Raw genomic sequence first — 18,533 nt, 5'->3', positions numbered from 1 at the left:
TATGTTACAAAGAATTCAAACCGTATATTTAATTCTTACCTTTGTAATTACAGGGGTTTTATTATTTTTTATACCACTTTGGTCAGTAAATGGCGGTAAACCCTTTTTCTTCATGCAGGATCAGGTTTATACTGTATTATTAGGATTAAGCACAATGCTGACTATCATTAGCATTATATCATACAAAAAAAGACAAAATCAGTTTGTGATGAACAGACTGAACATAATATTAAATTTAATTTTATTAGGATTATTTGTATACCGATCACTAAATTTATCTGGAGAAACGACTACGGCTGTTTCTGAGAAAGGTATTGGGATGTTTCTTCCAATTGTTGCTATCGTATTATTAGTTTTAGCTAATAAGGCCATCAAAAAGGATGAAGATCTTGTAAAATCTGTAGATCGTTTGAGATAAACCTATAAACTTAATTTTTTGTGCGAAGAAAAACCCGAATTTATTCGGGTTTTTTTTGTACCTTATATTATTACAAATCAGACTTAAAGAGTACTTCTAAAGATCATTTCCATGGTAAATTTGCCTTTTCATAATCAAATTTTATCATGACATCAAAAATAAGGATTCATCTTGCAGATGATCATCAAGTACTTATTGATGGCCTAACCAATCTATTACAAACAGTTGAAAACTTTGAAGTTGTTGGCAACTCACTAGATGGAACTACAGTATATAATGATGTTATACAAAATAATGCCGATATCTTAGTTCTGGATATCAGCATGCCTGAAAAAGATGGAATTAAAGTCTTACAGGAATTTTATGCTCAGAAAAATCCCTTGAAAGTCATTATTCTTTCTAGTTATGATGATTTAAAAATCATTAAAGAAGTCATGAAATTAGGCGCAAAAGGGTATCTCACAAAAAAATGTGCAGGTGAAAATATTATTGAAGCAATCAAAACTGTTTATGAAGGGCAAGAATATTTTTCAGATTTGATAAGAGAAAAAATATTCAACAGTTTTACACAAAATAATCCACAATTAAACAACAGCGTCTATATTGAAAATCCTATTTTAAGTCCGCGCGAAATTGAAATTGTCACTTTAATAGCACTAGAATACAGTGGAAAAGAAATAAGTGAGCAGCTCTTTATTAGTCTTAATACTGTAGAAACGCATCGAAAAAATATCATGAAAAAACTTCAGACAAAAAACACAATTGGCTTAGTAAAATATGCTTTAAAACACAATCTGATCAATCCTTGATCTAAAAAAAATTGGTTTAAAACTGCTTTAATTATGCGTATTTTTAAAATTTCAATTTTACTCTTTTTTATTTTTTTCTTTAATGAAAATCTTGTTTTTAGTAAGCAAAATGAAAATTTAAAAGAAAATGTTCAAAATACATCAATATCAAAAAAGATAAGCATTGCCGAATTACATAAGCTTGAAAAACTTCGAAATAAAAAAGTAGTGAGTTTAGGAATTGTTCTTGTTATTATCCTCTTTTTTTTATTTTATTTCTTTTATCAAAACAATAAATTAAAACAAAAAATAAAACGAAAAAATATCAAGCAAAAAATTCTTCTAAATGTGATTAATTCCGGCATTGATACACAAGAATTAGAACGCAAAAAAATAGCTTCCTTTTTACACGATAATATCAATTCGTTGCTATCATCTGTTGGGCTTCATCTCAATACTTTTACCACTCAAAACAATATACAATCAGAAGAAATCCGAAAAGCAAAAGCCATTTTAGCCGAAGCACAAGATCTTCTACGAGATATGTCACATGATCTTGTTCCTAGTCTTTTGGTTCGTTTTGGATTAATTTACGCATTGGAAGATTTATGCGAAAAAAACTCAAATCATACAATGAGTTTTGATTTTATCAGTTCAATTTCATCCAATAAACGATATACCGAAAAATTTGAAATGAAAATCTATTTTATTATATCTGAATTATTTAACAACATTATAAGACACAGTAAAGCAACAAAAGCGCAATTAATCCTAAACGAAACAGAAAACAATTTCATCATTAAAGTACAAGATAACGGACTAGGGTTTAATGCCAGAAAAACGAATGAATATGAAGGTTTTGGCTTAAACAGAATTAGAGCCAGAATCAAAAAATTCAAAGGAAGTTTTGATATTGTTTCAAAAGTCAATCAGGGTACTTCTATAAAAATAAAAATCCCGATTCCGCATTAAAGATCATTATTTTTTCCCGATTTCAATAATTTCCAAATCTTTGATTTTATCATCATCAATTACAAATCGAAGCATAGTTCGCATTTGATGAAAACCGCTTTTTCCTGCCGCACCTGGGTTCATATGCAATAAGTTATTCTTTTTGTCGAACATTACTTTCAAAATATGAGAATGTCCACAAATAAATAATTTAGGAGGATTTGCAGCCATTTCTTCCCTAATATTTGGATTATATTTTCCCGGATAACCTCCAATATGTGTAATCCAAACTGAAACATTTTCGCACATAAAACGATTATTTAACGGAAATTCCAACCGTGCTTTAGCATCGTCGATATTTCCGTAAACCGCTCTCAAAGGTTTTATTTTTTTAATTGTATCGGTAACATTCAAGTCTCCAATATCTCCAGCATGCCAAACTTCATCGGCTTGTGCTATATATTTTAAAATAGTATCGTCAATATGGCTGTGAGTATCAGAAAGGAGAAGGATTTTTGTCATTTTTAAGAGGCTAAGATTCTAAGTCGCTAAGATACTAAGGTTTTTTTCAAAGGTGCAAAGATTCAAAGCTACAAAGTCACTAAGGTTTTTAATTGTAAAGACTAACTAACCGCAATGCATATAATGTCTGGATTGGGGAAAACTAAAAAAACCGATTTACTTTCGTAAATCGGTTTTGCTTGAATGCGTTTTATTTTAAAAACCTTTTCGATTAAAAAGAATTATTGTTTTTTAGGATTTTTTCCTTCTTTTAAATCTTTAGTATCCATCATTTCCATTAATTTCAGTCCTAATAATCCACTAATTGAACCATCAGAACCACCATTTCCAGAAATCAACACGTCTGGAATTACTTTGATATTTCCTTTACCAATTTCTTCCGTTACTTTATAACGGGTAAAGTTATCACCTCCCATTGCACTCACCTGAAGTTGATAAGCTTCGGCAGTTGATTTACCAATCGCCATAATTTTCTCCGCTTCGGCCAAACCTGTTTTTGAGATTTTTTCAGCTTCGGCGCTAGCATTTAATCTTGTTGCTTCTGCCTGTGCTCCTGCTCTTGCTTTAGTCGCTTCCGCTTCTGCGCTTGCACGCATTTTTGTTGCTTCCGCCTCAGCATTTACATTCAGTTTCAAACTTGTTGCGTCTCCTTCTGCTTTTTTGACAGTTGCATCAGCAGTTCTTTGCGCGATTTCAACACTTTGCGAAGCGCGAACAATTTCTTTCTGCATATCAGCAATAGCAGTTTCTTTTTCCATTCCCTGACGCTGTTCCTGCGCCATTCTTTGTGTTTGATATGTTTTCTGCTCTTCTTCTGCTAATTTTCTGTCAGTCAAAGTTTTCATCAACGAATCTGGCGGAACGATATCTCCAATTAAAGTATCAACAGCATTTACGTTATATTCGTCAAGCACCAATTTAATGTGATTTTTAGCCGATTCCTGACGCTCTTTTCTTGTTGTCAAGAACGAAATTACATCGCTGTCCTGAGCCGAGTTTCTGAAATAGTTACCAATCGTTGGTTCCAAAACCTGAGAAACCAAGTTATTCATACTTCCAAAACGCGCAATTACTTTTGGTGCTTCAGCAGCCGGAACGTGAATGATTTGCGCAACGTCAAGATTAAAAGGGAAACCGTCTTTTGAACGAACTGTAATCGTAGACAGATTTTTATCTAAATCATGCGATTCACTTCTAGCATTTGCCCAGTTTAAAACCAGATTGGTTGTTGGAACCGCTTCTAACTTAGTTGTATACTTATTTAGTGCATATTTTCCAGGTCCAAGTGGTTCCATCCAAACACCACGCTGTCCTTTTGAAACAATATTTCCGTGTTTGAAAGTATCTCCGGTAACATCCTGACCATCTTCTCCAATATAGGAAATTACAACCCCAACATAACCAATTGGCACATCTGTCATTGGATTTTGTTCAATTTGAATTCCCCATGTATTGATATAATACGAACCTGCCAACATTACCTGAGGCTGTAAACCACGATTTCCGCCACTTTCCAAAAACTTGTCAAAATCTTGAAAATTATTATGCGCTTCAACAAACTTACCAGCGATCTGACCTTGTGGAATTGGTTCACCATCAAGAGCCGTCACGATACCAATCATGTTCTCGTAAATCTTAATTTGCTCTGCCACTACAATTTCAAATAAAAACGTATTAATACGATAAGATCCTGTAGTAATAAAAGCAGTTTGGCGTCCTTTTTGACCGCCATTATTCAAGAATGCTGTAGCATCTTGAAAATTATCACTGTCTACTCTTCTGGCCAAGATGCGTCCGGTTGGGATTTCCTTTCCGTCTTTACTTAAAACCAATCCAATTTTTCCTTCCGGAATAATCGTAAATCCGGTCATATCGATTGAATATTGCCAGATCCACATTCCCCAATATAAACCTGGAGCAAGTGTTTGCGCCTGATAACCCGCTTCGCCTTTAGTTGCGATAATACGGCCATCTGGCAAAGATTTATCAGCACCAAACAAAACGAATTTTTTGGTCACTAAACCAATTTTATCTTCAGGAACGATTACCATTCCGAAGAAAACACGTAAAATAAATTTGTAAAAAAGAAAGGCAAATAAAATTAAAAGTATCCACCAATAAGAAGTAATTTCATTCATAGTTTTTGATATTTAGTTGTACAAACATAGGAGAAATATGATATGTTAAAATGAAATTTTTTAAAAATTAACATTTAGAAATTTCTTCCTAAAAATGTTAAAATTTGACTTTAATTATATCGTTGGAATTGTCAATTCTTGACACGATTTTTAGCTGAACAAACTATGATTCGCATTTTGGGTTTTGAGCGATTTTAACAAAGGTTCTGAAATTTTGAGCGACAAAGATGCTAAGTTTTTATTTCTCACTTTCATACTACTGGATTTAATCGTTTTTTTCATTTGTATCAAACTATTATAACTAATATAGTAAGTAAAGAATTTCGAATCTCAAGTTAAACTAATTGCTATAAGTCTCTACACTGCATCTGTATAAAAAAACTTAGCATCTTAGTAGCTTAGTCCCGATAGCTATAGGAATAGTAACTTTAAAAAAACCTTTGTACCTTTGCGCCTCAGAACCTCTGCACCTTAAAATGAGATATTTTATTCAATTTGCTTATAACGGAACACATTATCATGGTTGGCAATTTCAGCCCAATGCGTCTTCTGTTCAGGAAACTTTAAACAAAGCACTTTCGGTTTTACTAAATTCGCCTATAAATGTTATGGGAGCCGGACGCACTGATACTGGAGTTCACGCCGAAGAAATGTACGGGCATTTTGATTTTGAAAGACCTTTGGATATTCCGAATTTAGTACATAAACTGAATTCGTATCTACCGAAAGATATTGCCATTTATAACATTATTTTGGTTCATGATGAAGCGCATTGCCGATTTGATGCCACGAAACGAACATACGAATATCATATCAACACTGTTAAAAATCCATTTTTACAGGAACTCAGCTGGTATTTTAATCAAAAATTAGATGTAGCTTTGATGAATGATGGCGCAAAAATTTTATTGAATCATACCGACTTTCAATGTTTTTCTAAAGTAAATACAGATGTAAATACATTTGATTGCACGGTTTTTGAGGCCTATTGGAAACAAGAAAACAACAAATTGATTTTTACTATTTCGGCAAACCGATTTTTACGAAATATGGTTCGTTCTATTGTGGGAACTTTAGTAAATATAGGACTGCATAAAATCTCTTTGTCTGATTTTGAAAATATTATTGCAAGCAAGAGCAGAGAAAAAGCAGGATTTTCGGTTCCTGCGCATGGTTTATATTTAACCGAAATAAAATACGATTACATCATAAAATAGCCCTGATTGCAGTGAAAAGCTTTTTTGAAAAAAATATTGTTTTTGTAATTTTTATGGAGCGACCAACGGAAGCTTTATAAAAATAATACAAAAACATATTTTTGAGAAAAACTTGTAACGAAAAGCAGGAATAGCTCCTTAAAAATACATGAAAGCAAAAGCATTCGATACCGGATTATTCAAACGAATTTTAAAATATACAAAACCTTATAAATGGCGCTATTATGGCGTTATTGTTTTTGCAATTTCACTATCGATTTTTGCTGCGCTTCGTCCTTATTTACTAAAACAAACGGTTGACGGTTATATCAAGACACATGATAAATATGGTTTACTCCTATATATTGTCTTGATGGGCGGCGTACTTTTAATGGAGGTTTTTTCACAATTCTATTTTGTTTATTGGGCGAATTGGCTCGGGCAAGATATCGTGAAAGACATTCGTACCAAACTTTTCAAACATATTTTAAGTTTTAGAATGAAGTATTTTGATTTGGTACCGGTTGGACAACTGGTCACCCGATCAGTTTCGGATATTGAATCGATTGCCCGTATTTTCAGTCAAGGTCTGTTTATGATTATCAGTGATTTGATGAAAATGCTGGTGGTTTTGCTTTTTATGTTTTACATGAACTGGAAACTGACTTGGATTGTTGTTGTAGCCATGCCTATTTTGGTTTACATCACCCGAATTTTTCAGCGCAAAATGCAGGTTGCTTTTGAAGAAGTTAGAACTCAGATTGCGAATATGAATTCATTCGTTCAGGAACGTGTTACAGGAATGAAAATCGTGCAACTTTTTAACAGAGAAAAAATTGAAGCTGAAAATTTTAAAGTTATAAATGACAAACATAGAGTTGCATGGATAAAGACCATTTTATACAACTCGATTTTCTTCCCGATTGCTGATATTATCTCATCAATTACTTTAGGATTAGTGGTTGTTTTTGGCGGATTCAAAATTTTGAATGGAGATCATTTTACGACTTTTGGAGATTTATTCTCTTATACGATGTTTATCGGAATGCTTTTTAACCCGTTGCGACAAATTGCTGATAAATTCAACGAGATGCAATTAGGTATGATTGCGGCGAATCGAGTTTTTGATATTATTGATACGCAAGATCATATTCAGGACACCGGAACTATTGAAGCTCCTGTATTTGAAGGAAGTATTGAATTTAAGGATGTTCGTTTTAGTTATATTCCCGAAGAAGAAGTAATAAAAGGTATTGATTTGTCTGTCAATTCTGGGCAAACTATCGCAATTGTAGGTTCGACAGGTGCAGGAAAATCAACTATTATTAATTTGCTGAATCGCTTTTACGAAATCAACAGTGGAAGCATTTATATTGACGGACATAATATCGAAAATTATACATTGGCTTCATTAAGAAAACAAATTGCTGTGGTTTTGCAAGATGTGTTCTTGTTTGCTGATACGATTTACAATAATATAACTTTACATAATCCAGAAATTACACGCGAAAAAGTACTGGAAGCGGCTAAAAAAATTGGCGTACACGACTTCATTATGAGTCTTCCTGATAATTATGATTTTGATGTAAAAGAGCGTGGCGTGATGCTATCATCTGGACAAAGACAATTGATTGCGTTTTTACGTTCGTATGTAAGTAATCCGAGTATTTTGATTTTAGATGAAGCAACCTCATCGATCGATACTTATTCTGAAGAATTAATTCAACGCGCTACTGAAACTATTACTAAAGGCAGAACTTCGATAATTATCGCCCACCGATTAGCAACAATCGTAAATGCAGATAAAATTGTAGTAATGGATAAAGGTCTTATTGTGGAGCAAGGAACGCATCAAGAGCTACTAAATAAAACGGATGGTTATTATAAGAACTTATACGATTCGCAGTTTTCTGTAGCCAATTGAACTTAAATATCTATAAGCATTAAGTATGTATAACTAAATTGACCCACAATATTCAATTAAGACCGAGTCAAAAACCGGTGTCTCTTTCGTAAAAAATCAGAAACACAGCAGAATTCATAATTTCACTTACTATAATTAGGCTTAAAATGCTAAAAAATCATTTCTAAACGTTAAATCAGCGTTATAGAAATCATAAAACTTCCCCTGACAGCTAGTTCTTTAACATATCATTTTTGGTTTATTATTTATCTTTGAGATTATAGAAATCAAATGTAAATGAAAATGCCACAAAATAGATTTTATCCAAACGAACAATTCAAAGAAATAGAAATAAATGCTTCATTACAACTTAAATATGCCATTTCAAACAGAGGCCGATTAATAAGTTTTACTGACGAAATTGAAAACGGCCGCATCCTTAAAGGCGGATTGAGTGACGGTTATCCAACATTCAGATTCAAAGTTAAAAAAGACGACAAAATTGTCAACAAATATCTTTTTCTTTACAAATTAGTTGCCCAATATTTTATTCCAAAACAATCTGAAGACCAAACCTATGTACTTCATTTGGATTACAACAGAAGCAATGATGATGTGAGTAATTTGCGTTGGGCTACAAAACAGGAAATGATGGCACACAGCCGTAAAAGTCCGCGTGTTATTCAGGCAAAAAAGAATCTGATCGAGCATAATTTAAAGTCTGACGGAAGAAAATTGACTACTACAAAAGTGATGTTAATTAAGAAAATTTTGGCTCGACCGGAACAAAAAACACGTTTGAAAATGATTGCTAAACAATTTGGCGTGAGCGAAATGCAGATTAGACGAATTGCCAGTGGTGAAAACTGGGGACATGTTAAAATTTAATTATTAATTATAAATTGTTAATTATAAATGTCACTTTGAGCGAAGTCGAAGAGCTTTTCAACTCGAAAAGACTTCGACTTCGTTTATTTTGAAAACCACCTTAATTTAAAATTTAAGTTCAAAATCTGAAATTTCACTTAATAATTCACAATTTACAATTAACAATTCGCCACATCTCTGTGAAAAGATCAAAATCAGTGCGGGTAAAAGTAAAATTTAAAGTGTTTTTTAAAATAAATCCTTAAATTCGCAATCACAAATAACAAAAGAATAAATCGGAAAATGAGTTTCGGAATTAAACCTCATTATTTCGGTAATAAATACTAAAAACCAAAAAAATGAAATACGACGTTATTGTTTTAGGAAGTGGTCCTGGAGGCTATGTAACAGCGATTAGAGCTTCACAATTAGGCTTTAAAACAGCTGTAGTTGAAAAAGAAAACCTTGGTGGTGTATGTTTAAACTGGGGTTGTATCCCAACTAAAGCATTATTAAAATCAGCTCAGGTTTTTGATTATTTAAAACATGCTTCTGATTATGGATTAAAAGTTTCTGAATTCGATAAAGATTTTCCTGCAGTTGTACAACGTAGCCGTGGTGTAGCAGAAGGAATGAGCAAAGGAGTTCAGTTCTTGATGAAAAAAAACAAAATTGACGTTATTGAAGGTTTTGGAAAACTAAAACCAGGGAAAAAACTTGATGTTACTGATAAAGATAATAAAGTTACTGAATATAGCGCAGATCACATTATCATTGCAACTGGTGCTCGCTCTCGCGAATTGCCAAACTTGCCTCAGGATGGTGTAAAAGTAATTGGTTACCGTCAAGCAATGACTTTGCCAACGCAACCAAAATCTATGATTATTGTTGGTTCTGGAGCAATTGGAGTTGAGTTCGCTCACTTCTACAACTCAATGGGAACTGATGTAACTATAGTAGAATTTATGCCAAACGTAGTTCCTGTAGAGGACGAAGATATCTCAAAACAATTTGAGCGTTCTTTGAAAAAAGCTGGAATTAAAGTAATGACTAACTCTTCTGTAGAAAAAGTAGACACTACAGGAAACGGAGTTAAAGCAACTGTAAAAACTGCAAAAGGTGAAGAAGTTCTTGAAGCTGATATCGTGCTTTCTGCTGTTGGAATCAAAACTAACATCGAAAACATTGGTTTAGAAGAAGTTGGTATCGCTGTTGACAGAGATAAAATCTTAGTAAACGCTTACAACGCAACTAACATTCCTGGATACTACGCAATTGGAGACGTTACTCCTGGCCAGGCTTTAGCTCACGTAGCTTCTGCTGAAGGAATTAACTGTGTTGAAAAAATCGCTGGTTTACACGTAGATCCAATCGATTACGGAAACGTTCCTGGTTGTACTTATGCAACTCCAGAAATCGCTTCTGTTGGTTTAACTGAAAAACAAGCTAAAGAAAAAGGATACGAATTAAAAATTGGTAAATTCCCATTCTCAGCTTCAGGAAAAGCTAAAGCTGCCGGAACTCCAGACGGATTCGTAAAAGTAATCTTTGATGCTAAATACGGAGAATGGTTAGGATGCCACATGATTGGTGCTGGTGTTACAGATATGATTGCTGAGGCAGTTGTAGCTCGTAAACTTGAAACTACAGGGCACGAAATCCTTAAATCAATCCACCCTCACCCAACAATGAGCGAGGCTGTTATGGAAGCTGTGGCTGATGCTTACGGCGAAGTAATTCACTTGTAAAAATAGACCGTTTTACGGTTATATATAATTTTCAATTTAAAAATCCGATTTGTGAAAGCAAGTCGGATTTTTTTATTTTCATAACTTTACCCTAAACATAGTAAGTTATGAAAGAGATTTGTATTGTTGAATTTCCATCAAATTTAGGTTTAAAAGAACCTCAGCCCGGAAAAGAACCCGGAGTAAAAAAATTACCCGAATGGCTATGGCGACATAATATGCATAAAGAAATTAATCCGAAAGATGTCTTGACGCTTGATGCCCCAAAATACACGAATAGTAAAGATCCTGAAACTCAAATTCTCAATGCAAATTCGCTTGTAGAATACGCCAGAGAACAAGCTTATTTAATCAATAATTTACTTTCGCAAAATAAATTTCCATTTATAATTGGCGGTGACTGCAGTATTCTTCTAGGAACTGCAATTGCTTTAAAACAAAAGGGAAATTATGGCTTATTTTACCTCGACGGCCATACCGATTTCATGAATATTTCTCTATCTGAAACTGGTGGCGTTGGTGGAATGGCGGCTTCAATTGTAACGGGAAACGGGCATCCAAAACTGACCGATATTTTAAATCTTTCTCCGTATATCAAAGAAGAAAATCTTTGGTGCGTGGGGAATCGTGAATATGATGATGCATATGAAAATGAAATTCGAAATTCAGAAGCAACATATCTGAGCTTAATTGAAATTAGAAAACAAGGCATTTCGAATTGCGCTCAAACCTTTCTTTCTGAAGTAAAAAACAAAAATCTTGACGGTTTTTTTCTTCATATTGATGTTGACGTTCTAAACGACGAAATTATGCCGTGTGTTGACAGCAGAACACCAGACGGACTTTCATATGCTGAATTTAATGAACTTACCTCCTCTTTGTTTCAAAGTGAAAAATTAACTGGACTTGAAATAACAATTCTGGACCCAGATCTGGATTCCACTGGGCAATACACAAAGGATTTTGTTTCCAATATTACAAGTACTTTTAACAAATCCAGAAATAAATTTTAGTAAAACTAACCACCAAACAAATTACTGTTTTAAAAAATCACAATACTCAAATTCAATATTTTATACTATTTTTACTAGTGACAATCCGTTGTCACAATGCCATTTTACTTTTACTGAAACAATTAAAAATAAGTTTTATGGAAACAAAAGACGGAAAACTAGCTGTATATGCCGAAACTCGGGCAGACTGGCGAAAATGGCTTTCAGAAAATGGTGCAAATGAAAAATCAGTTTGGTTAATTTTATATCACAAAAAAAGTCAGACAAAAAGTGTCAGTTTAATTGAAGCTACTGAAGAAGCGCTTTGTTTTGGATGGATTGACAGTCTTTGCAAAAAACGTGATGCCGAAAGCTATTATTTGACTTTTTCACATCGAAATCCGAAAACCAGCAAATGGAGCAAACCCAATATTGAAAGAGCTCAAAGACTTATTGCACAGAATTTAATGACAGAACAGGGCCAAAGATTAATTGATATTGCCAAAGAACAAGGAAAATGGATTATTGATGCTCCAGAAAAATAAATATCGTTCACAATCACAGTTATAACCTAAACTATTTATATCATGCTAAAACATTTTCTTTTCATCTTGCTTTTCAGTTTCGGAATTAATGCTTTTGCTCAGGAACTTGATTTCAAAGCCCCGGATTACAAACAAATTGAAAAAGAAATTCAGGATAAAAAATCGGCATTTTATTATCCGAAGCTGATGGATCGTTTAGCCAAAAATGATACACTCATGACGCAGGATGATTTTCGATATTTGTATTTTGGATATATTTTTCAGCCTAAATACAACGCTTTCTGGAGATCTCCTGACGAAATAAAACTTCGCGAATATTATAACAAAGAAAAACTGGAAACCACTGATTATAATGAAATCATCAAACTTGCGAATCATACACTAACTGATTTTCCTTTTGATTTAAAGCAGCTCAATTATCTGGCTTACATTTATCATTTGAAAGGAGATGATCAAGCGGCAAAAATAACTTCATACAAATTTCACAACATTATGAACGCCATTTTGTCTTCTGGCGATGGCAAAAAATGCGAAACAGGATTTCATGTCTTGTTAGTGGAGCATGAATACGTCATGCTGAATCTTTTTGAACTCGAATCAAAAGGACAATCATTGGTTGGCAATTGTGATTATCTTAGCTTTGAAAAAGGAAAGTATAATGTTGATGGCGTATATTTCAACATCGAAAAAATGCTTGAAAACGAAGCCAAGGGATTAAAATAAGCTTATAAATTGAATGACTATAACAACCATCAGAGAAAAGGATTATGAGCCTTTGAAAAAATTATTTTTAGAGGAAAGAAAAAGTACTTTTTTGTGGCTTGACCAATCAGAATTTCAATTAGATGATTTCGAGAAACTAACTCAGGGCGAGTTTATTCTAACGGCACTTATTGATGATTTTCCGGTTGGGTTTATATCGATTTGGCTGCCCAATAATTTCATTCACCACTTATATATCAGCAAAAAATATCAGGGACAAAACATTGGAACTGAATTGCTGAAAGCTGCGACAAAAAAAGCTACATTTCCTATTACATTGAAATGTTTAGAAAAAAACACCAAAGCCATCGATTTTTATAAAAGAAAAGGATTTGTTGAAAAGGGAAAAGGAAATTCTGAACATGGCACTTATATTTTGTTTTCCTTAAAAAAAGATATTCTCTGACTTAAAAAACAACATCTAATTACTTCATTAAAATGAACAAAACTGTAAATTATCTATTCTTTATTTTATTCTGTTTCTTTTCATGCAAAAACAAACCTGTAATCATCGATGAGGCACAAAGCCATGCAGAAATACATGCAGAAATGGATAAGATTTCTGCTGAATATGACAAATTTGACAAGCAATTAAGGCTTCTGTATAATGAAAGGAGAAAAAAATCCGCAACAAACAATTTTGAAAGCTGATAGTTTGCTGCGAGTTAATGATGCGGAAAAAGATTCATATAAATCTCGAATTAAAAAAAATGTCGCTTCGAGCCTAAATTATTTAAAAGCCGAATTATACTATAAATTAGGAAATTACAGCCAATCTATAAAAGAGGTCGAAAAAGAGGATTATGTTTCATCAAATAATGCCGCTCTTTTTGCTGCCAATTATGCTAAGCTAAAACAATTCGACAAAGCAAAATCGTATGTAGATAAAATTGGGCAAGGATTTTATATTTATGACTATGCGCTTGCTACTTATTATGAAACTGTTGGAAATAAAGATGAAGCACTAAAAATTTACAGCGAAATAAAATCAAATAAGGAAATCAAACATTACGCTTATTATCCTTGGGCTGTGGCGCGTTATGAAGAATTGAACAAAGACAATCCAAAGTTATTGGATGAAATTTATTTTCCAACCGAAAACCCAAGTTTTGAAATTGCAGATTCAGATGATGACAATCGACACAAAATTTTTGATATAATTTTTGCTTTACCTGAAGCTAAAAACAAAAGTGTTTTGATCGCCGAATCTCCACAAACAAATGACAAAGATTATTATTTGATAAAGGTTGGCAAAAGCACGGGATTTCAACCCGAAGATTTTAAATGTGAGTTTAGTTTTTTAGTTTATCCAAAAGATTTTACTCTGAAATATTATGACGAGAAAAACAACAAACTGCTTACTATTGACGAATGGAGAAATTCTAAATAAAACAGCAAAAACATAGTATCATGAATCAAGAAATTAAAGATTATAACGATGCTCAAACTTCCGAAGACAAAAAAATATGTGATTTGTTAAGTTCTGAGATAAATTCATTTCTGCATGAAGCCGAAAGGAAAATCTGGCACAGACATCCGGTTTGGTTTTTAGACGGAAATCCTGTTGTAGGCTATAGCAAATTAAAAGATTCTGTAAGACTTCTTTTTTGGAGCGGTCAAACCTTTGAGGAATCCGAACTTCGGAATGAAGGAAGTTTTAAAGCCGCTGAAAAGCGTTATACAAATGCTGAACAAATCAATATTGACGATTTGAAAAGATGGCTTGAAAAGGCAAGAAACATTCAGTGGGATTATAAAAATATTGTCAAACGAAAAGGGGTCTTGATTAGGCTGAAATAAATCATTTTAACTATTTAATAAATTATAACGCAACCATTTAACAAAACATCATCTTTATATCAAACCGATATAATTTAAACCGATGAAAAAAATTATTCCGATTATTTTTATTCTTTTGGCTTTTACAAGCTGTTCAGATGATGACGACAATACTAATCCGTTGATTGGAAGTTGGAAATTAGTAAAAACCCGAAATTTTGTTTATGGCGCCGCTGATTATCCAAATAAGGAAACTTTCACTGATTACTCAGACAAAAATATTGTCTACACCTTTGATGGAAGATCTAATTTAACAATTAGTATCGATGGGGAAAAAGAAGAGCACGAATACGAATATAAAATCGACTATTTATCGGGAGGTCCTTCTTCCGGAGAACCAAAAACCCAATTAGTTCTTATTGATAATTCAAAATGGACTTATGGAATTTCCGATAAAGGGGAAATGATTTTGGGAAAATCGTATGTTGATGGTTCTGATTTATATTTTGTTCGACAATAAAAAATAAAAAAATGCTCTTCTAAATAATTTCTAGAAGAGCATTTTTTATTAATTAACTAAAAACAGTGAATTGCTGAATAAAAGGATTCCATTTTCCCAAAAACCTCTAAAAAGCGGATTATCCATCATATAAATCACGCTTCCGTCGCCTCTTTTATCGACTGCAAAAGTCACAGTTTCAGGAAGTTTTTTCTTGATATCATTTCCAACGAAACCATAACTCAAAAAGTTTTTTGGAATGTATGCCACGTTAATGGCGTTTTTTAAAAGTGAGAACGATCTTTCGTTTGTTTTTAAACTATAATAAGTATTTCCTAAACCAAACGCCATTGGATATGTTTTATCTAATTTATTTTCGATAATCGCACCCGGAATTGTACCTGAAATTTCTCTTCTTTCTGAACCTTCAAAGTCTAGAAAGCGTTTTTTAAGCTCAATTTCTTTTTCTTCTTTTTCTGATTTCTCTTTGTCTTCTTTACTTGCGAACATGCTTAAAGCATAACCTTCGCGATCTTGAAAAAGCGAAATGGCACTGCTCATCGCGATTACTTTTCCTCCATTTTTTATCCATTCGTCAATGTGTTTTTTCTGATCATCTGAAAAATCATAAGAACCGTCAGAAAGAATCAATGTATTGTAATTGTATAATTTAACTCGGTTGAAATTTGAGGTTTCAACAATACTTACCGGATATTTTATTACCTCATCCAAATAATGCCAATTAGCACCAAACTCTGTAGAGACAATTCCTTTTCCTGAAAGCATCAATATTTTTGGCGCTTTTAAAAGAACAAAATTTTCCCCGCCAATATCTTTTGAATTGGTCGAAAATCCTGTTGTGATAAAACTGTAATCCGATTTGATTTTAATGATTTCGCTGACAGTTTTCTCAAAATCGGCAATTTTTGGATTATCGGCACGGCTAATTATTAACCCGCCAGGCTCAATTGTAATGGTTCCGAAAACTGCTTTTTTCATCGCCGAACGAACTTTGATTCCGCCCTGATGCAATATTGAAAGAATTTGTGCCGAAGTTCTGCTGTTCCATGGCACATAAAATGCATAAACACTAGCTGGAATATTTTTTGGAGCAATTTTAATTTGAGTTTTTGTTTTTATAGAAAGCATATTTTTTACCGCATAACCTTCAACTCCATAAGCCAGAGGCAGTGCCCAAGCCGTAATATCATACGATAAACTGTCATTCAATTTTTGATTGGGCTCAAATAAAACCTGCGTTAAAACAGATCTCGGCTGATCAGCTTTTATGATTAAATCATTTGGTTCAATCTTGAAGCTTTCTGTTTTCTTGTTTTGATAATGAAAACCTGATGCATTTGCAGATGCATCAGCATAACTAAACTCAATATCATTCTTTTTCAGCATTTCGGTCAGTTGTTCCAGTTTTGCATTGCTTTTTAAAACATAGGTATTGTAAACCCCTTTTGCTTTCTTACGCGCGTTAGCATGAAAATCTCTGAAACCTTTTAAGAGCACCTCTTTTTGTGAAGCTGCACTTTCAACCACCGTCAAAACCGCTGTGGCGTGATGGGTCAAACGATCTTTGATGGTGACATTTGCGCCGTTTTCCATAGTAACTTCACGTCCTGCACCTATTCCACCTTGCTCTAATGTCAATCCCACTGCACCATTGTAGGTTGGGTATGTATCGCCATAACTTGGATAAAACAAATCAAAACGTTCTCTGGTGTTGTACATCCAGTTTTGTTTGTCAAATTTTTGCGAAATATTTTTTCCTAAAACATTATGAAAATCCTTTTGATATTGTTCAATAAACTCGTGCAAAGGTTCGGCAGCAGGAGGAAAAAAGTAAGGTGAATTATAACTCATTTCATGTACATCCGTATGAACCTGAGGCATCCATTGATTGTACACTTTTATACGTTGCTGTGATTCTGCTTGAGTTTGCCATGCCCAGTCACGGTTCAGGTCAAACAAATAGTGGTTGTATCTGCCGCCTGGCCATTCTTCCATATGTTCTCTGTCGTATAAGCCGGGATGATTTTTTTTACCTGAAATTTCTCTCAGCCAATTTCCGTAACGCGAATAACCATCAGGATTAATACATGGATCTAGAATTACAATCGTGTTTTTAAGCCATTTTTTTGTTTCTTCATTTGAGGGATTCAAAAGTTCGTATGCAACAGTCAAAGCGCTTTCGGTTCCGGCAAATTCATTTCCATGAACGTTGAAACTCAGCCACACAATAATTTTATCTTGTACACTAGCCGATTTTGAATCAGAAAGTCCAATAGAAGCCAAATTATTTAAACGGATTTGCTCCAGATTTTTCAGATTTTCGACATCAGAAATAAAATATAAATTCAAATCGCGCTGTTCGTTTGTCAAACCGTACTGCTGTTTTTTGATTAAAGGTGAATTTTCAGTCAGATATTTAAAATAATCTTCGACCTGATGGTAATAGCTAATTTGTTTTCCGTAATTAGGAATAAATTCTGAAGGCGACTTTAGCTGAGCTAAAGCAGAAATTGAAGCAGTTACAAAAAAAAATGCTGCGTAAAGGTTTTTTGTCATAATTAGAAATGGTTTGCAGTTGGTTAAAAATAAGAATTAACTTTATATAATTAAAAAGCTGTTCCAATTTTAATTGATTTATTAATTTTTTAAATGAATTAACTCAAATGAATATTCTAATTATTTTCGCACATCCAAGCAAAAAATCATATACTTTTCAGGTTTTAGAAAGATTAAAAACTGTTATTGCAAACAAGAACTGGAATCTCGAGATATCAGATTTGTATGCTTCCGATTTTAAAAGCGATATGTCTGAAGAAGAATATGAGAGAGAAGGTTTTGCAAAACTTGACTTACCGATTCCTCAAGATGTTTTGGAAGAACAGAAAAAAATCGAAAATGCTGATTGTATCATTTTTCTTTATCCGGTATGGTGGAGCGACTGTCCTGCAAAACTGAAAGGCTGGTTTGACCGTGTTTATTCTGTTGGTTATGCTTATGGACAAACCGATTCTTTTCCTAAAATGAAAACAATTCCGTTTGGGCTTGTAATTTGTACGGCCGGCCATCCAAATGATTTTTTAAATGAAATTGGAATGGCACAAAGCATGGAAAAAATCATGCTTGAAGACCGACTCGGAAAACGTTTTGAAAATAAAGAAATGCTGATTTTGGGTGGAACTTTAAAACTGGAAAAAGTGATGGAAGGTCATTTTTTGCAGATTGAGGAACTTGCTAAAAAAATTAAAACAATCTTAATTAAATAAAATAATCTTACAAACAAACCGGACTAAAGTCCGGCCCTACAATATGTACCGAGCCTAAGGCTCTTCTAAAGTTCCAAAGGAACGAATTATTTGGTAGAGCTGGACTTTAGTCCAGTTTAGATAAATGCATGTCAAACAACA

Annotated in this window: 18 protein-coding genes; 15 read left to right on the top strand and 3 right to left on the bottom strand. The window is 33.5% G+C overall.

Going from position 1 to position 18,533, the window contains the following annotated elements:
* Position 1 precedes the first annotated feature (1 nt).
* The 3 genes from ACWA1B_RS12315 (at position 2) to ACWA1B_RS12305 (ending at position 2,178) form a co-directional block, all read left to right on the top strand.
* Positions 2-418: a DUF4293 domain-containing protein gene (locus ACWA1B_RS12315; protein WP_456907272.1), complete on the top strand. Its 417-nt coding sequence runs from the start codon at positions 2-4 to the stop codon at positions 416-418.
* 146 nt (positions 419-564) lie between these two features.
* A complete protein-coding gene (locus tag ACWA1B_RS12310; protein ID WP_456907270.1) occupies positions 565-1,227 on the top strand; it encodes a response regulator in 663 nt (220 codons plus the stop codon).
* Positions 1,228-1,554: 327 nt separating this feature from the next.
* Positions 1,555-2,178, top strand: coding sequence for a sensor histidine kinase (locus ACWA1B_RS12305; protein WP_456907268.1), 624 nt, complete (start codon positions 1,555-1,557; stop codon positions 2,176-2,178).
* Positions 2,179-2,184: 6 nt separating this feature from the next.
* Here ACWA1B_RS12305 and ACWA1B_RS12300 read toward each other — a convergent pair whose 3' ends face one another.
* Both ACWA1B_RS12300 and ACWA1B_RS12295 read right to left on the bottom strand, forming a co-directional pair.
* Positions 2,185-2,679, bottom strand: coding sequence for a metallophosphoesterase family protein (locus ACWA1B_RS12300; RefSeq protein ID WP_456907266.1), 495 nt, complete (start codon positions 2,677-2,679; stop codon positions 2,185-2,187).
* A gap of 221 nt (positions 2,680-2,900) precedes the next feature.
* Positions 2,901-4,817, bottom strand: coding sequence for an SPFH domain-containing protein (locus ACWA1B_RS12295; protein ID WP_035647098.1), 1,917 nt, complete (start codon positions 4,815-4,817; stop codon positions 2,901-2,903).
* A gap of 476 nt (positions 4,818-5,293) precedes the next feature.
* On the opposite strand from ACWA1B_RS12295, the gene truA reads away from it, so the two are divergent.
* The 11 genes from truA to ACWA1B_RS12240 all read left to right on the top strand — a co-directional run bounded on the left by truA (position 5,294) and on the right by ACWA1B_RS12240 (position 15,129).
* Positions 5,294-6,034 (top strand): tRNA pseudouridine(38-40) synthase TruA, encoded by a 741-nt coding sequence (truA, locus tag ACWA1B_RS12290; RefSeq protein WP_456907263.1) that lies wholly within the window; start codon positions 5,294-5,296, stop codon positions 6,032-6,034.
* A gap of 148 nt (positions 6,035-6,182) precedes the next feature.
* On the top strand, positions 6,183-7,937 hold the full coding sequence (locus ACWA1B_RS12285) for an ABC transporter ATP-binding protein (RefSeq protein ID WP_142450916.1): 1,755 nt from the start codon (positions 6,183-6,185) through the stop codon (positions 7,935-7,937).
* A gap of 282 nt (positions 7,938-8,219) precedes the next feature.
* Positions 8,220-8,804 carry an NUMOD4 domain-containing protein gene (locus tag ACWA1B_RS12280; RefSeq protein WP_456907261.1) on the top strand — a complete coding sequence of 195 codons (585 nt, stop codon included), beginning with the start codon at positions 8,220-8,222 and terminating at the stop codon, positions 8,802-8,804.
* A gap of 338 nt (positions 8,805-9,142) precedes the next feature.
* Positions 9,143-10,531 (top strand): dihydrolipoyl dehydrogenase, encoded by a 1,389-nt coding sequence (gene lpdA, locus ACWA1B_RS12275; RefSeq protein ID WP_035647105.1) that lies wholly within the window; start codon positions 9,143-9,145, stop codon positions 10,529-10,531.
* A gap of 107 nt (positions 10,532-10,638) precedes the next feature.
* A complete protein-coding gene (locus tag ACWA1B_RS12270) occupies positions 10,639-11,544 on the top strand; it encodes an arginase family protein (protein ID WP_456907258.1) in 906 nt (301 codons plus the stop codon).
* Between the two features lie 137 nt (positions 11,545-11,681).
* Positions 11,682-12,068, top strand: a complete 387-nt coding sequence (locus ACWA1B_RS12265; protein ID WP_456907256.1) for a YdeI/OmpD-associated family protein — start codon at positions 11,682-11,684, stop codon at positions 12,066-12,068.
* 42 nt (positions 12,069-12,110) lie between these two features.
* Entirely contained in the window at positions 12,111-12,791 is a 681-nt protein-coding gene (locus ACWA1B_RS12260; RefSeq protein ID WP_456907254.1) for a DUF4919 domain-containing protein, read from the top strand.
* Between the two features lie 13 nt (positions 12,792-12,804).
* A complete protein-coding gene (locus ACWA1B_RS12255) occupies positions 12,805-13,236 on the top strand; it encodes a GNAT family N-acetyltransferase (RefSeq protein ID WP_456907252.1) in 432 nt (143 codons plus the stop codon).
* A 201-nt stretch (positions 13,237-13,437) separates the two neighbouring features.
* Positions 13,438-14,220: a hypothetical protein gene (locus ACWA1B_RS12250; protein ID WP_456907250.1), complete on the top strand. Its 783-nt coding sequence runs from the start codon at positions 13,438-13,440 to the stop codon at positions 14,218-14,220.
* A gap of 20 nt (positions 14,221-14,240) precedes the next feature.
* Complete coding sequence (locus ACWA1B_RS12245) at positions 14,241-14,630, top strand: DUF1801 domain-containing protein (RefSeq protein WP_456907248.1); 390 nt, start codon at positions 14,241-14,243, stop codon at positions 14,628-14,630.
* An 82-nt stretch (positions 14,631-14,712) separates the two neighbouring features.
* Entirely contained in the window at positions 14,713-15,129 is a 417-nt protein-coding gene (locus tag ACWA1B_RS12240) for a hypothetical protein (protein WP_456907246.1), read from the top strand.
* 48 nt (positions 15,130-15,177) lie between these two features.
* On the opposite strand, the gene ACWA1B_RS12235 is transcribed toward ACWA1B_RS12240, so the two are convergent.
* Entirely contained in the window at positions 15,178-17,685 is a 2,508-nt protein-coding gene (locus ACWA1B_RS12235) for a M14 family zinc carboxypeptidase (RefSeq protein ID WP_456907244.1), read from the bottom strand.
* A 107-nt stretch (positions 17,686-17,792) separates the two neighbouring features.
* On the opposite strand from ACWA1B_RS12235, the gene ACWA1B_RS12230 reads away from it, so the two are divergent.
* Entirely contained in the window at positions 17,793-18,392 is a 600-nt protein-coding gene (locus tag ACWA1B_RS12230) for an NAD(P)H-dependent oxidoreductase (protein WP_456907242.1), read from the top strand.
* The last annotated feature ends 141 nt before the right edge of the window (positions 18,393-18,533 follow it).

The sequence above is a fragment of the Flavobacterium xizangense genome, assembly GCF_054075145.1.
The sequence above is the reverse complement of the archived record's forward strand: the minus strand, read 5'-3'. Positions and strand labels throughout refer to the sequence as shown.

Coding starts and splice junctions, on each gene's coding strand:
- ACWA1B_RS12295 (WP_035647098.1), bottom strand. CDS start 4,817: ATGAATGAAATTACTTCTTATTGGTGGATACTTTTAATTTTATTTGCC.
- ACWA1B_RS12315 (WP_456907272.1), top strand. CDS start 2: ATGTTACAAAGAATTCAAACCGTATATTTAATTCTTACCTTTGTAATT.
- ACWA1B_RS12250 (WP_456907250.1), top strand. CDS start 13,438: ATGAAAGGAGAAAAAAATCCGCAACAAACAATTTTGAAAGCTGATAGT.
- lpdA (WP_035647105.1), top strand. CDS start 9,143: ATGAAATACGACGTTATTGTTTTAGGAAGTGGTCCTGGAGGCTATGTA.
- ACWA1B_RS12270 (WP_456907258.1), top strand. CDS start 10,639: ATGAAAGAGATTTGTATTGTTGAATTTCCATCAAATTTAGGTTTAAAA.
- ACWA1B_RS12240 (WP_456907246.1), top strand. CDS start 14,713: ATGAAAAAAATTATTCCGATTATTTTTATTCTTTTGGCTTTTACAAGC.
- ACWA1B_RS12245 (WP_456907248.1), top strand. CDS start 14,241: ATGAATCAAGAAATTAAAGATTATAACGATGCTCAAACTTCCGAAGAC.
- ACWA1B_RS12255 (WP_456907252.1), top strand. CDS start 12,805: ATGACTATAACAACCATCAGAGAAAAGGATTATGAGCCTTTGAAAAAA.
- ACWA1B_RS12235 (WP_456907244.1), bottom strand. CDS start 17,685: ATGACAAAAAACCTTTACGCAGCATTTTTTTTTGTAACTGCTTCAATT.
- ACWA1B_RS12265 (WP_456907256.1), top strand. CDS start 11,682: ATGGAAACAAAAGACGGAAAACTAGCTGTATATGCCGAAACTCGGGCA.
- truA (WP_456907263.1), top strand. CDS start 5,294: ATGAGATATTTTATTCAATTTGCTTATAACGGAACACATTATCATGGT.
- ACWA1B_RS12260 (WP_456907254.1), top strand. CDS start 12,111: ATGCTAAAACATTTTCTTTTCATCTTGCTTTTCAGTTTCGGAATTAAT.
- ACWA1B_RS12280 (WP_456907261.1), top strand. CDS start 8,220: ATGCCACAAAATAGATTTTATCCAAACGAACAATTCAAAGAAATAGAA.
- ACWA1B_RS12230 (WP_456907242.1), top strand. CDS start 17,793: ATGAATATTCTAATTATTTTCGCACATCCAAGCAAAAAATCATATACT.
- ACWA1B_RS12310 (WP_456907270.1), top strand. CDS start 565: ATGACATCAAAAATAAGGATTCATCTTGCAGATGATCATCAAGTACTT.
- ACWA1B_RS12300 (WP_456907266.1), bottom strand. CDS start 2,679: ATGACAAAAATCCTTCTCCTTTCTGATACTCACAGCCATATTGACGAT.
- ACWA1B_RS12285 (WP_142450916.1), top strand. CDS start 6,183: ATGAAAGCAAAAGCATTCGATACCGGATTATTCAAACGAATTTTAAAA.